Raw genomic sequence first — 13,799 nt, forward strand, 5'->3', positions numbered from 1 at the left:
CGGCTTGAGCCTGCATGGGAACGCCCCGCATTGCGGGGCGTTCTTGTTTACCCCCTGCGCAGCCATCGCAGCAAACACCGCGCACAAAAAACCCGCCTTGCGGCGGGTTCTTCAAACCGGTCGCATCAATCAGACGTTGAAGCGGAAATGCAGCACGTCGCCTTCCTTGACGATGTAGTCCTTGCCCTCCAGGCGCAGGCGCCCGGCTTCCTTGGCACCGGCCTCGCCCTTGAGGTTGATGAAGTCGTCATAGCCAATGGTTTCGGCGCGGATGAAACCACGTTCGAAATCGGTATGGATGACGCCGGCAGCCTGCGGCGCGGTGGAACCGGCACGCAGCTGCCAGGCGCGCACTTCCTTCACCCCGGCGGTGAAGTAGGTCTGCAGGCCGAGCAGCTTGTAACCGGCGCGGATGACGCGGTTCAGGCCCGGCTCGTCCAGCCCCAGGTCCTTGAGGAACTCGTCGCGGTCGGCGTCCTCCAGCTGGGACAGCTCTTCCTCGATGGCAGCGCACACCGGCACCACTTCGGCACCCTCTTCCTGCGCACGCGCACGCACCGCGTCCAGATGCGGGTTGTTCTCGAACCCGTCCTCGGCCACGTTGGCGATGTACATCAGCGGCTTGAGGGTGATCAGGAACATGTCACGGACCAGGGCCTTTTCCTCGGCATCCAGCCCGGCCGAGCGGGCCGAACGGCCCTGGTCGAGCACGGCCACCAGCTTTTCCAGCACCGGCTTGCGGGCCAGCGCTTCCTTGTCATTGGCCTTGGCTGCGCGGGTGGCACGGTCCAGCGCCTTGAGCACTGATTCCAGGTCAGCCAGCGCCAGCTCGGTGTCGATGGTGTCGATGTCGGCGATCGGATCGACCTTGTTGGCCACGTGGATCACGTTGCCATCTTCGAAGCAGCGCACCACGTGGGCGATGGCGTCGGTCTCGCGGATGTGGGCCAGGAACTTGTTGCCCAGGCCCTCACCCTTGGAGGCGCCGGCCACCAGGCCAGCGATGTCCACGAACTCCATCGTGGTCGGGATCACGCGCTCGGGCTTGACGATGGCCGCCAGTGCATCCAGGCGCGGGTCCGGCACCGGCACGATGCCGGTGTTCGGCTCGATGGTGCAGAACGGGAAGTTGGCCGCGGCGATGCCGGCCTTGGTCAGGGCGTTGAACAGGGTCGACTTGCCGACGTTGGGCAGGCCGACGATGCCGCATTTGATACCCATGAGATTGCTCCGCAATAGTTTCGAGACTGGGCGCTATCGGCTCGCAAGCCGGCACTGCCCAATCACGTTTTGGTGGTATGAAGGCGCTTCATCGCCTCGTTGAAATCACCTGCCACCGCCAGCGGCAGTACATCGATGGCGGCATCGATGGCCCGATCCTGCAGGATCTGCTCATCACTGCCCGGGCGCGAGAGCACCCAGCCAACCACCCGCTCCTTGCTGCCGGGATGGCCAATGCCGACGCGCAGACGGTGGAACCGGCCATGTCCGAGCAGGCGGATGATGTCGCGCAGGCCGTTCTGGCCGCCATGGCCGCCGTCAAACTTCAAGCGGGCAACACCAGCAGCCAGATCCAGCTCGTCATGCGCCACCAAGGTCTGCTCGGGCGCAATTTTCCAGAACTGCTGGGCAGCAATCACCGACTTGCCAGACAGGTTCATGAAGGTGGCCGGCTTGAGCAACCAGACCGCTTGCCCGGCGATATCCACCTTGCAGGTCTGCCCGAACAGCTTGGCGTCCACGCTCCAGCGTGCACCGGCCTTTTCTGCCAGGGCTTCAACGAAATGAAACCCGGCGTTGTGCCGGGTTCGGGCATGTTCGGCACCGGGGTTGCCCAGGCCGACGATCAGTTTCAGACCACTCATGTCCGCTCTGCGACTCCTTCATGACAGGGCCCGCCAGTGGCGGGCCCTGTACACACAGCCAGGATTACTTGGCGGTGACCACAGCGGTGTTGTGGTCGGCGCCCAGCTTCAGGGCCGGGATTTCCACGCCTTCCGGCAGCTTCAGGTCCGACAGGTAGACCATGTCACCGGCCTTCAGCTCGGACAGGTCCACTTCGATGGACTGCGGCAGGTTGCCCGGCAGGCAGGCGATGGTGACGTCCTTCAGCTCGTGCGAGACGGTCACGTCGGCGGACTTGCCGGCCGGCGAGATCTCTTCATTGATGAAGGTCAGCGGCACCGAAGCGACCAGCACTTCGTTGGCGTTCACGCGCTGGAAGTCCAGGTGCAGGATCTGCTGCTTGAACGGGTGACGCTGCAGGTCACGCAGCAGCACCTGCTGGGTGGTGCCATCCAGGTTCAGGGTGATGATCGAGGAGTAGAACCACTCGTTGTGCTGGGCCAGCCAGATTTCGTTGTGGTTGAACTGGACCATTGCCGGCTCACGGCCACCGCCATAGACGATGCCCGGGACCGAACCGGCGCGACGCAGGCGGCGGCTCGCACCCTGACCTTGCACTTCGCGCAGGGAAACCTTGATTTCGTTTGCCATGTTTGCATTTCTCATTGGTTGCACTGCCTCGCGGCAGGGCGTGAATGACTCTTCCGCGACCAGAAGAGCCAGGAAAGCGCCGACAGGAGGTCGGCGCCGGGAGGTCAGTCGACGTACATCGAGCTGACCGACTCGCCGAAGGCGATGCGACGCATCGTTTCGGCCAGCATTTCGGCCACCGAGATCTGGCGGATCTTCGGGCACAGGCGTGCCACGTCAGACAGCGGGATCGTATCGGTTACCACCAGCTCATCGAGCTGGGAGTTGTTCAGGTTGTCCACTGCCGGGCCGGAGAGCACGGCATGGGTGCAGTAGGCAGCCACCTTCAGTGCACCGCGCGCCTTCAGGGCAGCAGCGGCCGCACACAGGGTGCCGGCGGTGTCGACGATGTCATCGACCATCACGCAGTTCTTGCCTTCCACGTCACCGATGATGTTCATCACGGTGGCAACGTTGGCGCGCGGACGGCGCTTGTCGATGATCGCCAGTTCGGCATCGTCCAGCCGCTTGGCCACCGCACGCGCACGCACAACGCCACCCACGTCCGGGCTGACCACGATCAGGTTCTGGGTGCCATAGGCGCGCCAGATATCGGCCAGCAGCAGCGGCGAGGCGTAGACATTGTCCACCGGCATGTCGAAGAAGCCCTGGATCTGATCCGCATGCAGGTCCACGGTCAGGATCTGGTCGGTATGCACGGCCGAGAACATCTTGGCCGCTACCTTGGCGGTGATCGGCACGCGCGAGGAACGCATGCGGCGGTCCTGGCGGGCATAGCCGAAGTACGGCACCACGGCGGTGACGCTGCTGGCACTGGCGCGCTTGAGCGCGTCGATGATCACCAGCAGCTCCATCAGGTTCTCGGCGCTGGGCGCACAGGTCGGCTGTACGACGAACACGTCCTGCTTGCGGACGTTTTCCTGGATCTCGACCTGTACTTCACCATCGGAGAAGTGCGACACCAGCATCTTGCCCGGGCGGATGCCCAGTTCCTTGCAGATGTCGTGGGCCAGACGCTTGTTGGCGTTGCCGGAGAAGACCAGCAGATTGGGGGAGTCTTGCATGGGGGAGCTCTGCGCGGAGGAATACGGTATCGATGCGGCACTACAGCGGCACCGGTGCGGCCCGTCCCGGACGTTACCGGCGTCAAATGGCAGGGATGGTAGGATTCGAACCTACGAATGCCAGGATCAAAACCTGGTGCCTTGGGCCTCTTGGCGACATCCCTACATCAAACGTCCATCGCGTCCAGCGCATCGAGCAATGGCGAACGGTCAACACCCGCCACCACCCGCGCTTGCAGCATCTTTGGCAAAGACTCCAGCGCCTGCTGTGCAGCGTCGCGCGTGGGGTATTCAACAAAGCAGCCGCTCCCCGATCCGGTAAGGCGTGGCGTACCGACCTGTGCCAGGAGCTGGAACGCCGCCTCTACAGCAGGCTCCAGTGCACGCAGCACAGGCTCGAACGCGTTGCCGGTCAGAGCCCCGGAAGCGAAGTCGCCTATTATCACCGCAGGGGTATCACGCGTCAATCTTTCGGACCGGAAGAGCGCGGCTGTCGGCACGTGCACCCCGGGATCAACCAGCAGATACCACGCCGGCGGCAGGGTGATGGGGGTCAGCCGCTCACCGACGCCCTCGGCCCAGGCATTGTGCCCGCGCACGAACACCGGCACATCGGCACCCAGTGCCAGCCCCAGTTCAGCCAATGCATCCACCGACAACCCGGTCTTCCACAGGCGGTTGAGCACCACCAGCACGGTGGCCGCATCCGAAGAGCCGCCCCCGAAACCGCCGCCAGCCGGCACCTGCTTGTCGACACGGATTTCCGCGCCCTGGCCACAGTCGGTAGCCTGCTGCAGGACCCGGGCCGCACGCACCGCCAGGTCCTGTTCAGGGGCAACCCCGGCCACCGAATCGCCGATGCGCAGGATCTGCCCGTCACTGCGCGTGCGCAGACCGATGCGATCGCCCCAGTCGAGCAGGCGGAATACCGTCTGCAGCAGGTGATAGCCATCGGCACGACGCCCGGTGATGTGCAAAAACAGGTTCAACTTCGCCGGTGCCGGCCACCACGACCAAGCGCCAGCCTCACTTGCATCCATCATGGTTCCCAACCCGTCCACTGGTCGACCAGCAGGCGCACCCGCGCCTGTCCATTGACCGCATCGATCCGCCGTGGCAACGCCGGGCGCGTACCCTCGGCGTCATACCACTGGCTGAAATGCACCTCCCAGTCATCCTGCCGCGCCTGCAACGGGCGTCCGGCGCCATCGCGCTGCAGCGCCGAGGCATCGCTGGCGAGCACCCCGCGCACCCAGTCGCCCAGGCTGGCGATGGGCAGGTCCCAGCCGGTGGACTGCTGGACCAGCGCGCGCGCATCGCTGCCCTGGCGCGTGCCGCCCTGCAGCCCCTCCAGACGGGCCTGGCCGCTGGCAAAATCCATCGACAACTCCCAACCCTGGCGGGTCACCGGCGCACTGAGCCGGGCAGAAAAGCCGTTGCCGGCCTGCGCCCAGTCCAGGCGACCGCTGCCGCCATCGCGGCCATTGCTCACCGCCACGCGACCGGAAAAACCCCACTCCAGCTGCGCCAGCACCTGGCGCACGCGGGCCCGCTCTGCCTGCAGGGCCTGCGCATCGGGCACGGCCACCGGCGGGGGCGCCGACACGTGCGGCAGGCTGCTGCAGCCACTGAGGGCCAGCACAGAGAGACTGATCAACAGGCGTTTTTTCATGGCTCCAGCCTGTCACGCAACTGCTGAACCGCACGGCTGTCCGGATCCAGCGCCACTGCCTGGCGGTAGATGATTTGCGCCTGCTGCCGCTCACCCAGCGCCAGCAGGACTTCGGCCAGGTGCGCGCCGATCTCGGCATCGCGCTGCAATGACCAGGCCCGCTGCAGCTGTTCCAGCGCCTGTTGATGACGACCCAGGCGATACAGTACCCAGCCATAGCTGTCGATGATGGCCGCATTGTCCGGCTCGGCAACCCGCGCCCGGTCGATCAGCGACAGGGCTTCGCCATAGCGGGTGGTGCGGTCGGCCAGGATGTAGCCCAGCGCATTGAGCGCGGCGGCACTTTCCGGCTCCTGCACCAGCAGCGCCTGCAGGTCGGCTTCGGCACGTACCACATCGTCCTGCTGCTCCCAGTACAGGCCGCGCGCATACAGCAGCGCCGCCTCGCCGGGAAAGGCCGCCAGGGCGCGGGTCAGTGCCTGCAGCTGATTGCGCGGATCACGCAGCAGGCCATGCAGCTCGGCTTCGGCCAGGTAGGCATCACGGCGGATTTCCCGGTCCATCAGCACATCGTCCTGCAGCGCGCGCGCGGCCTGCAGGGCCTGCTGCGAGCGCCCCATATGGTGCAGCACGCCGATGGCGCGCAACTGTGCCTCGCCGCGCTCGGGACCATTGGCCACCGCCCGGTACCAGGCCAGGGCCTGCTCCGGCCGCAACAGGTACTGGGCGATCTTGCCCAGCAGCAGGCGCTGGGCCGCATCCGGCTGTGAACCAGCCTCGGCAACCAGGCTTTCATACAGCGCCTCCAGGCCCGGCAGATCCTGCTGGCGTACCAGCAACGCCGCACGCAGGCCCCAGCTCTGGACCGACTGCTCCCCCAGCGCCATCACCTGCGCCGCGCGCGCCCATTGCCCCATCGCGTCGTACTGCGCGGCCAGGGCATTGCGCAGGGCGACATCCCCGGCCACCCGTGCCTGCAACGGCTCCAGCACCGCCAGCGCCTCCTCCACCTGTCCATTGCTGTGCAGCTGGTTGGCATGCAGCAAGGCCACCCGCGGGTCATCGGGAAAATGACGCACGGCCGCCGGCACCATGGCCGCCACCAGCTGGCGCTGGTCCAACCGCAACAGCAGGCGGCCCAGCTCCTGCCACAGCTCCATCGTGGGCGGCAGCTGCTCGGCCTGCAGCAGTGCCGCGACCACCTCGCTGACCGCCGTGCGGTTGCCCGCCGCATTGATCAAGGCTCCCAGTGCCTGGCGCCAGGCCTGCGGATCCGGATCATTCATCAACCCCGCCAACAGCGGCTGGGCACTGGCCACATCGCCATCGCGCAGCGCCAGCGCCGCGGTGCTGGCACGCACCCCGGGCGCATGCGGCGACTGCGCCCGCCACAGCGCCAGGGCCTGTTCGGCCAGAGCGCGTTCATTGGCCAGAATGGCAAGCCGGGTGGCACGTTCAGAAAGCCGGGTGTCACGCCCGCTGGCCTGGGCAGCAGCAAAGTACGCCGCAGCGGCCTGATCCAGGCGCCCGGACTGCAGCGCAAACTCTGCCTGCAGGCTGGCCTGCAGGGGTTCCACCGGCAACTTCACCGGCCAGCCCTGCGCCATTGCAGCCATCGGCAGGAGCAATGAAATCAGTAGAAAAGATTTACTGCGCAAACTATGAGGCATCTGCGGGCGCCGGGACGTAAAATGGGGAGATCAATGGCCAGCAGCTTAACGCAAGCAATCTATTCATGAGCCTGTGGGTGCTCGGACTCAACCACCAGACCGCACCGGTGGAACTGCGCGAGCGCGTGTCGTTCGCAGGCGAAGCCCTGCCCGCAGCGCTGGCATCGTTGCGCGCGCACCCGCAGGTGGAAGAGGCTGTGCTGCTTTCCACCTGCAACCGCACCGAACTGTATGCCGTCACCGATGACCCCGACAGCCTGAACCACTGGCTGAACGAGCAGGCCGGCAGCCTCGACGGCCATCTGTACCAGCTCGGCCAGGACGAGGCGGTACGCCACCTGTTCCGGGTCGCCACCGGGCTGGATTCAATGGTGCTGGGCGAACCGCAGATCCTGGGACAGGTCAAGGATGCCTGGGGCGCGGCGCGCAGCTGCCAGACGCTGGGCAACCAGCTGGACCAGCTGTTCCAGCACAGCTTCTCGGTGGCCAAGCGCGCACGCACCGATACCCGCATTGGCGCCAACCCGGTTTCGGTGGCCTCGATCGCGGTGCGCCTGGCACAGGAATCCTTCCTGCGTCTGGATGGTGCCACCGTGTTGCTGGTGGGTGCCGGCCAGACCATGGAGCTGGTGGCCAAACACCTGTCCGAAGCCAATGTGCGCCGTTTGCTGGTGGCCAACCGCACGCTGCCACGGGCGCAGGCACTGGCCCAGGCGCATGGCGGCATGGCCCTGGACCTGGACGCAATGCCCAGACAGCTGGCACAGGCCGATATCGTCTTCACCGCGACGGCCTCCCCGACCCCGGTGATCGATGCCGGTATGCTGATGGCCGCGCTGAAGGCGCGCCGGCACAAGCCGATGCTGCTGTTCGACCTGGCCGTGCCGCGGGACATCGCCGCCGATGTGGCCGGGCTCGAAGATGCCTACCTGTACACGGTGGACGACCTGGAACAGGCGGTGGCTGAAAACCGCGCCAGCCGGCTGCAGGCCGCCGATGCCGCCCAGGCCATCATCGATGTCCAGGTCGACCGCTTCCTGCAGGAACAGCAGGCCGCCAGCCGGCAGGCGATCGTGCGCGAACTGCGCCATTTTGCCGACCATACCCGCCAGAGCCTGCTGGCCCGCGCCCAGCAGCAGCTGGCAGCGGGCAAGCCGGCCGAGCAGGTGCTGGAGCAGTTTGCCAACAGCCTGACCAAACAACTGCTGCACCCACCGACCATGGCGCTGCGCCAGGCGGCCCTGAGCAATGATGACAGCCTGCTCGACGCCGCCGCCCGCCTGTTCCCGCTGCCCTCCTCCGCAAAGACAGACACGCCCCGTGCCGATGACTCCGACCCTGCGCCGTAAACTCCTGGCCCTGGCCGAACGTCACGAGGAACTGCAGCACCTGCTGGCCGACCCGGTGATCGTCGGCGACAACAACCGCTTTCGTGATCTCTCGCGCGAATACGCCCAGCTGCAGCCGGTAGCCGACGCCCTGGCCAGCGAGGCGGCAGCCCGCCAGGACCTGCAGGCCGCCCAGGCAATGGCTACCGACCCGGAACTGGCCGGGCTGGCCGAAGAGGAAATCAGCGCCGCGCAACAGCGGCTGCAACAACTGGACGGCGAGCTGGCCCTGCTGCTGGTACCGCGTGACCCGCGCGATGACGGCAACCTGTTCCTGGAAGTGCGTGCAGGCACCGGTGGCGACGAGGCAGCGATCTTTGCCGGCGACCTGTTCCGCATGTATGCGCGCTATGCCGAGCGCTGCGGCTGGCGGGTGGAAGTGGAGTCGGAGAGCCCCGGCGAGCACGGCGGCTACAAGGAAATCGTCGCCCGCGTGGTCGGCCGCGGCGCCTATTCGCGGCTGAAGTTTGAATCCGGCACCCACCGCGTGCAACGCGTGCCGGCCACCGAGTCCCAAGGGCGCATCCATACCTCGGCCGCGACCGTGGCGATCATTCCCGAGGCCGATGAGGTGGAAGAAACCAGCATCAACCCGGCCGACCTGAAGATCGATACGTTCCGCTCTTCCGGTGCCGGCGGCCAGCACGTCAACAAGACCGAATCGGCCATCCGCATCACCCACCTCCCCTCCGGGCTGGTGGTCGAATGCCAGACCGAGCGCAGCCAGCACGCCAACCGTGACAAGGCAATGAAACGGCTGAAGGCGCAGCTGGCCGAGGCCGAACGCAGCCGGCAGGCAGCGGCGCAGGCCGAATCGCGCCGGCTGCAGGTCGGCAGCGGCGACCGCTCCCAGCGCATCCGCACCTACAACTTCCCGCAGGGCCGGATCACCGACCACCGGGTCGAAGGGCTGACCCTGTATGACCTGCCCAACATCATCGAAGGCGGCCTGGACGAACTGATCGCCCGGCTGCAGCACGAGCACCAGGCCGACGAACTGGCACGCCTGGCCGAAGGCAGCTGATGAGCCACGCTGCGCAGACACTGGCCCTGCGCCAGGCCGTCGCCCGCCAGCCGGAGGACTTCATCGCCTGGCTGATGCTGGCCGATGCCGAGCTCGATGGCGGGCAGCTGGCCGCCGGGGCACAGGCAGCGCAGCGTGCACTGCAGCTGCGGCCCCACCATCCCGAGGCACTGGCGCGGCTGGGCCGCGCCCACTGGCAGGCCGGTCACCACCAACAGGCGGCGCAACTGCTGGAGCAGGCCAGCCGTGGCGCCCCGGCACACCCGGGCATTGCCCTGTGGCTGGGACATGCGCTGGAAGACGCCGGCCCGCAACACGCCGAAGCCGCCGGCGCCGCCTACCGTCGCGCACACCAGCTGGCTCCTGAGGCCGCCTATATCGCCGCGCACCGGCTCAACTGGCAACGCCGCCTGTGTGACTGGACCCAGCTCGATGCCCTGGCCGACCAGGTCCGCCAGGCAGTCAGCGCCGGACACGCGGTGGTGGAGCCTTTCGCCTTTCTCAGTGAATCGGCCACACCGGCCGAACAGCTGGCCTGCGCCCGCCTGCGCGCGGCCGGCCTGGCCGCCGCACCGCGGCCGGCGCCACGCCCGGTATCCGGCCGGCGTCTGCGGGTGGGATGGCTGTCCAACGGCTTCGGCAACCACCCCACCGGCCTGCTCACCGTGGCCCTGGCCGAGGCCCTGCACGCTGCCGGGGAGCTGGAGCTGCACCTGTTCGCGCTCAACGCCGATGACGGCAGCCCGATCCGCCAGCGCCTGGCCGCAGCGTCCCGCCTGCACCCGTTGCAGGGCCTGGACCACGCGCAGATGGCCCGGCACATCCGCCAGACCGGCATCGATGTGTTGTTCGACCTGCGCGGCTGGGGCGGCGGCGGCGCCCCGGGAGTGCTGGCCCTGCGCCCGGCCCCGGTACAGGTCAACTGGCTGGCCTACCCCGGCACCTCCGGCGCGCCATGGATCGACTGGGTACTGGCCGATGGCTTCGTGCTGCCCGCCGCCCTCGAGCCGCACTTCAGCGAGAAGGTGCTGCGCCTGCCGCGCGCCTTCCAGCCCTCCGACACCAGCCGCCGCCTGCCGCCGCCGCCAACCCGTGCCGAGTGCGGGCTGCCGGCCAGTGGCGCGGTACTGTGCTGCTTCAACAACAGCTACAAATACAACCCGCGCAGCGTCGCCCGCCTGCTGGCCGTGCTCGAGGCGGTGCCGGACAGCGTGCTGTGGCTGCTCTCCGGCCCGGGCCAGGCCGATGCACGGCTGCGCGCGGTCGCCCAGCAGGCCGGCGTCGATCCACAGCGACTGGTGTTCATGCCCAAGCTGCCGCATGAGCAGTACCTGGCCCGCTACGCACTGGCCGACCTGTTCCTGGACACCAGCCCCTACAACGCCCATACCACCGCCTCCGATGCGCTGTGGGCCGGCTGCCCGCTGCTGACCACGCCCGGCCAGACCTTCGCCGACCGTGTCGCCGGCAGCCTCAACCACCACCTGGGCATGGATGCGATGAACTGCCGCGATGACGCCGACTTCATCGCCCGCGCCATTGCCCTGGCCCGCGATCCGGCCGCGCTGGCGGCGCTGCGCCGGCAACTGGCCGCTGCCCGCGCCCACAGCAGCCTGTTTGACATGGCCGGCTTTGCCGGCGACTTCGCCGCCGCCTGCCGGCAACTGGCCCGCGGCTGAGCCACTTGCCGGCGGCACCCTGCGGATTGGACACTTGCCCTTCACCCAACCGGAAATGCCGCATGCGCATGAAGCGCAAGACCTACGAAGCCCTGCTCGCCCCGATGCAGCTGGAACTGACACGCATGGCCCACTGGGCCCAGCACACCGGCCAGCGCATCGCCGTCATCCTGGAAGGCCGTGACACCGCCGGCAAGGGCGGGGTGATCAAGGCCATCAGCCAGCACCTGAACCCGCGTCAGTGCCGGGTGGTGGCCCTGCCCAAACCCACCGAACGTGAAACCGGGCAGTGGTATTTCCAGCGCTATGTGCCGCATCTGCCGGCAGCCGGGGAAATCGTCCTGTTCGATCGCAGCTGGTACAACCGCGCCGGCGTGGAGCGGGTCATGGGTTACTGCAGCGATGCCCAGTACCGCAGCTTCCTGGAGCAGGCACCGGTGTTCGAGCAGCTGCTGGTGGACGATGGCATCTGGCTGTTCAAGTACTGGCTGGGGGTGGACCAGGCCGGCCAGGAACAGCGCTTTGCCGAACGCCGCGACAACCCGCTCAAGGCCTGGAAGCTGTCACCGGTGGATGTCCAGTCGCGCCTGCGCTATGCCGACTACACCGCCGCCCGCGAGGCCATGCTGGCCGCCACCCACACCCCGCAAGCGCCATGGACGCTGGTCGATTTCAATGACCAGCGCCACGGCCGGCTGACCCTGATCGACAACCTGCTGCGGCGCCTGCCCGACACCCACATCGACAGCCCGACGGCCACCCTTGCGGCGCTGCCCCACCCGCCGCTGCGCGAGCAGTATGGCGTGCTGCAGCCGCTGCCGGGCCTGCCGCTCCCGCTGGAGCCAGCAAACCCGGCCGAGGTCGCCGCAGCGGGCTGAGCCGCGGTCTCAGGCCGCCGTGTCGTCCGCGCCCTGCTGCTGGATCTGCTGCTCGATCTGCGCTGCGGTGACCGGACCGAGGAAATGGTGCACCACGCGCCCCTGCGGATTGATCAGGAAGGTCATCGGCAGCCCGCGCGGGGTGGCGAAGTCCGCCGGCGGCGCATACGGATCGGCGATCACCACCGGATAGGTCACCGGGCGTTCGGCCAGGAAGGCCTGCAATGCCTCGGGCGTGGTTTCCTCATAGGCCAGGCCGACCACCCGGATGTTTTCGCGCATGCTGTGCAATGCCGACAGTTCCGGCATTTCCTTCAGGCACGGCGCACACCAGGTCGCCCAGAAATTGACCACTACCCACTTGCCACGCTGCTCGGCCAGCACATAACGACCGCCATCGATGGTGGGCAGGTCAAGGTTGGGAAAATCCACGGTGTAGGTCTGGGCCGGCTCACTGCTGGCCGCCGGCGTTGCCGCCTCGACAGCGGCAGCCGGCGCCACCTCGGGTTCGGGTCCGGGCGCAGCCTCGGGCTTGCAGCCAGACAATGCCAATACCAGCAGGGCAGCCAACGGGATCGGGTTTTTCAAGCGATTTCTCCGGCAGGAAACAGAATCTGGGCCACGGTCAAATCCAGCCGCGCCGCGACAGGCCGGCGCAGGGTGTCCAGCGTAGCGCAGACCTGCCGGCCCAAGGCATCCTCGCGCAACGGCAAGGCCACCGCCTCGGCCGGAATCCGCAGCTGCAATTGTTCGTACAGTTCGCGCAGAAGCACCCGGTCCAGGTCGCGCGCCAGCAGCCATTGGCCGCGACCATCGTCGCGGATGATCCCCAGTGATTCGATCCCGCGCAGGAACTGCTGCAGCTGCGAGTCGGTCAGCATCGGCTCCAGCGCCAGCAGCGCCTCCTCGCCCAGCCCCTGGCCATGCCGGCGCGCATGGCCGAAACGGCCCAGCACCCGCAGCAAGGCATACAGGTCATGCCCGGCGGGCAGGCGCATGGCCTGCGGCTGGTAACGGAATGCGGCCAGTGACGAGGCCAGCGAGGCCCCCAGCAGCACCGAGACCCAGCACAGGTAGATCCACAGCAGCAGGATGGGCACAAAGGCCACCGTGCCATACAGCTTCTGGTAGGACTGGAAGCTGGACAGATACATGCCCATGCCCCACTTCACCGCCTCCAGGATCAAAGTCGCCAGCAACGCACCGGCAAAGGCATGCCGCCAATGCACGGTCAGGTGCGGCACCACGCGGTATACCCCCATCACGCAGAGCATTTCGATCAGCACCGGGGTCCAGCCCAGCAGCCAGGAGGCAAACCATTGCCCTTCGGCGGTACCAAACAACGGCAGGGCAAATACCCGGCTGCTGATCGCCAGCAGCGCGGCGGCAACCATCGCGCCCAGGGTCAGCACCGTCCAGTAGACCAGGAAGCGGGTCAACTTCGGCCGTGCCGAACTGACCCGCCAGATCTGGTTGAAGGTCTGCTCGACACTGTTCAGGGTAATCAGCAGCGACACCACCAGGGCGATGAAGCCGGCAGCGGTCAGCTGCCCGGCACTGGCGGAAAACTGGTGCAGATAACCTTCGGCGGCCCGCGCGGCACTGGGCACGAAATTGGTGAAGATGTAATGGCTGAGCTGTTCACTCCAGGTGTTGAACACCGGAAAGGCCGAGAGCACGCCAAACACCACCACCGCCAGCGGCACGATCGCAAACACCGTGGTGTAGGCCAGGGAACCGGCGGCCTGGAACAGCCGGTCGGCCAGGAAACGCTGCCAGACGAACAGACCGAAAGTGATCAGCCGCTCACGGTCTCGAAGCGGCTCGACCCGGCGCTGGATGAAGGAAGGCATCTGCATCGCTACAGCCTACCCGATGCAGCATCGCCGCCGCATTGCCATACTGGCAGGCCGTACAACTGCTCCTGC

General features: G+C 67.1%; 13 protein-coding genes and 1 tRNA gene. 4 read left to right on the forward strand and 10 right to left on the reverse strand.

Going from position 1 to position 13,799, the window contains the following annotated elements; genetic code table 11:
- Positions 1-129: 129 nt before the first annotated feature.
- From ychF to ABB25_RS12735, 8 genes are all read right to left on the reverse strand, one after another.
- Positions 130-1,221: a redox-regulated ATPase YchF gene (gene ychF / locus ABB25_RS12700; protein ID WP_057667359.1), complete on the reverse strand. Its 1,092-nt coding sequence runs from the start codon at positions 1,219-1,221 to the stop codon at positions 130-132.
- 62 nt (positions 1,222-1,283) lie between these two features.
- On the reverse strand, positions 1,284-1,865 hold the full coding sequence (pth, locus tag ABB25_RS12705; RefSeq protein ID WP_057667362.1) for an aminoacyl-tRNA hydrolase: 582 nt from the start codon (positions 1,863-1,865) through the stop codon (positions 1,284-1,286).
- A 64-nt stretch (positions 1,866-1,929) separates the two neighbouring features.
- Positions 1,930-2,496 carry a 50S ribosomal protein L25/general stress protein Ctc gene (locus ABB25_RS12710; RefSeq protein ID WP_057667364.1) on the reverse strand — a complete coding sequence of 189 codons (567 nt, stop codon included), beginning with the start codon at positions 2,494-2,496 and terminating at the stop codon, positions 1,930-1,932.
- 104 nt (positions 2,497-2,600) lie between these two features.
- Positions 2,601-3,560, reverse strand: a complete 960-nt coding sequence (locus ABB25_RS12715; RefSeq protein WP_057667366.1) for a ribose-phosphate diphosphokinase — start codon at positions 3,558-3,560, stop codon at positions 2,601-2,603.
- Positions 3,561-3,647: 87 nt separating this feature from the next.
- Positions 3,648-3,724, reverse strand: a tRNA-Gln gene (locus tag ABB25_RS12720).
- Positions 3,725-3,727: 3 nt separating this feature from the next.
- Entirely contained in the window at positions 3,728-4,603 is an 876-nt protein-coding gene (ispE, locus tag ABB25_RS12725; protein ID WP_083488329.1) for a 4-(cytidine 5'-diphospho)-2-C-methyl-D-erythritol kinase, read from the reverse strand.
- A complete protein-coding gene (lolB, locus tag ABB25_RS12730; protein WP_057667371.1) occupies positions 4,600-5,232 on the reverse strand; it encodes a lipoprotein insertase outer membrane protein LolB in 633 nt (210 codons plus the stop codon). The genes ispE and lolB overlap by 4 nt, the downstream gene beginning before the upstream one ends.
- Entirely contained in the window at positions 5,229-6,902 is a 1,674-nt protein-coding gene (locus ABB25_RS12735) for a tetratricopeptide repeat protein (protein ID WP_057667373.1), read from the reverse strand. The genes lolB and ABB25_RS12735 overlap by 4 nt, the downstream gene beginning before the upstream one ends.
- Before the next feature lie 65 nt (positions 6,903-6,967).
- Between ABB25_RS12735 and hemA the strand changes: the two genes are divergently transcribed.
- The 4 genes from hemA to ppk2 all read left to right on the forward strand — a co-directional run bounded on the left by hemA (position 6,968) and on the right by ppk2 (position 11,871).
- On the forward strand, positions 6,968-8,251 hold the full coding sequence (hemA, locus tag ABB25_RS12740; protein WP_057667375.1) for a glutamyl-tRNA reductase: 1,284 nt from the start codon (positions 6,968-6,970) through the stop codon (positions 8,249-8,251).
- Entirely contained in the window at positions 8,229-9,314 is a 1,086-nt protein-coding gene (gene prfA, locus ABB25_RS12745) for a peptide chain release factor 1 (protein WP_057667377.1), read from the forward strand. Before hemA ends, prfA begins: the two co-directional genes overlap by 23 nt.
- On the forward strand, positions 9,314-10,993 hold the full coding sequence (locus ABB25_RS12750; protein ID WP_057667379.1) for an O-linked N-acetylglucosamine transferase, SPINDLY family protein: 1,680 nt from the start codon (positions 9,314-9,316) through the stop codon (positions 10,991-10,993). The genes prfA and ABB25_RS12750 overlap by 1 nt, the downstream gene beginning before the upstream one ends.
- Before the next feature lie 62 nt (positions 10,994-11,055).
- Entirely contained in the window at positions 11,056-11,871 is an 816-nt protein-coding gene (gene ppk2, locus ABB25_RS12755) for a polyphosphate kinase 2 (RefSeq protein ID WP_057667381.1), read from the forward strand.
- 9 nt (positions 11,872-11,880) lie between these two features.
- Here ppk2 and ABB25_RS12760 read toward each other — a convergent pair whose 3' ends face one another.
- Both ABB25_RS12760 and ABB25_RS12765 read right to left on the reverse strand, forming a co-directional pair.
- Positions 11,881-12,459 carry a TlpA family protein disulfide reductase gene (locus tag ABB25_RS12760; RefSeq protein ID WP_057667382.1) on the reverse strand — a complete coding sequence of 193 codons (579 nt, stop codon included), beginning with the start codon at positions 12,457-12,459 and terminating at the stop codon, positions 11,881-11,883.
- The gene (locus tag ABB25_RS12765) at positions 12,456-13,730 is read right to left on the reverse strand and encodes a YihY family inner membrane protein (RefSeq protein ID WP_057667385.1); all 1,275 of its coding nucleotides are present in this window, start codon (positions 13,728-13,730) and stop codon (positions 12,456-12,458) included. Before ABB25_RS12765 ends, ABB25_RS12760 begins: the two co-directional genes overlap by 4 nt.
- Positions 13,731-13,799: the final 69 nt, after the last annotated feature.

Origin of the sequence: Stenotrophomonas koreensis, assembly GCF_001431525.1 — a bacterium.
GTDB lineage: Bacteria > Pseudomonadota > Gammaproteobacteria > Xanthomonadales > Xanthomonadaceae > Stenotrophomonas > Stenotrophomonas koreensis.

Excerpts from the sequence above, each read along its gene's own strand:
- prfA (WP_057667377.1), top strand. The coding sequence starts at position 8,229 with ATGACTCCGACCCTGCGCCGTAAACTCCTGGCCCTGGCCGAACGTCAC.
- ychF (WP_057667359.1), bottom strand. The coding sequence starts at position 1,221 with ATGGGTATCAAATGCGGCATCGTCGGCCTGCCCAACGTCGGCAAGTCG.
- ispE (WP_083488329.1), bottom strand. The coding sequence starts at position 4,603 with ATGATGGATGCAAGTGAGGCTGGCGCTTGGTCGTGGTGGCCGGCACCG.
- pth (WP_057667362.1), bottom strand. The coding sequence starts at position 1,865 with ATGAGTGGTCTGAAACTGATCGTCGGCCTGGGCAACCCCGGTGCCGAA.
- ABB25_RS12750 (WP_057667379.1), top strand. The coding sequence starts at position 9,314 with ATGAGCCACGCTGCGCAGACACTGGCCCTGCGCCAGGCCGTCGCCCGC.
- hemA (WP_057667375.1), top strand. The coding sequence starts at position 6,968 with ATGAGCCTGTGGGTGCTCGGACTCAACCACCAGACCGCACCGGTGGAA.
- ABB25_RS12715 (WP_057667366.1), bottom strand. The coding sequence starts at position 3,560 with ATGCAAGACTCCCCCAATCTGCTGGTCTTCTCCGGCAACGCCAACAAG.
- ABB25_RS12765 (WP_057667385.1), bottom strand. The coding sequence starts at position 13,730 with ATGCAGATGCCTTCCTTCATCCAGCGCCGGGTCGAGCCGCTTCGAGAC.
- ABB25_RS12710 (WP_057667364.1), bottom strand. The coding sequence starts at position 2,496 with ATGGCAAACGAAATCAAGGTTTCCCTGCGCGAAGTGCAAGGTCAGGGT.
- ABB25_RS12735 (WP_057667373.1), bottom strand. The coding sequence starts at position 6,902 with ATGCCTCATAGTTTGCGCAGTAAATCTTTTCTACTGATTTCATTGCTC.
- ppk2 (WP_057667381.1), top strand. The coding sequence starts at position 11,056 with ATGCGCATGAAGCGCAAGACCTACGAAGCCCTGCTCGCCCCGATGCAG.
- lolB (WP_057667371.1), bottom strand. The coding sequence starts at position 5,232 with ATGAAAAAACGCCTGTTGATCAGTCTCTCTGTGCTGGCCCTCAGTGGC.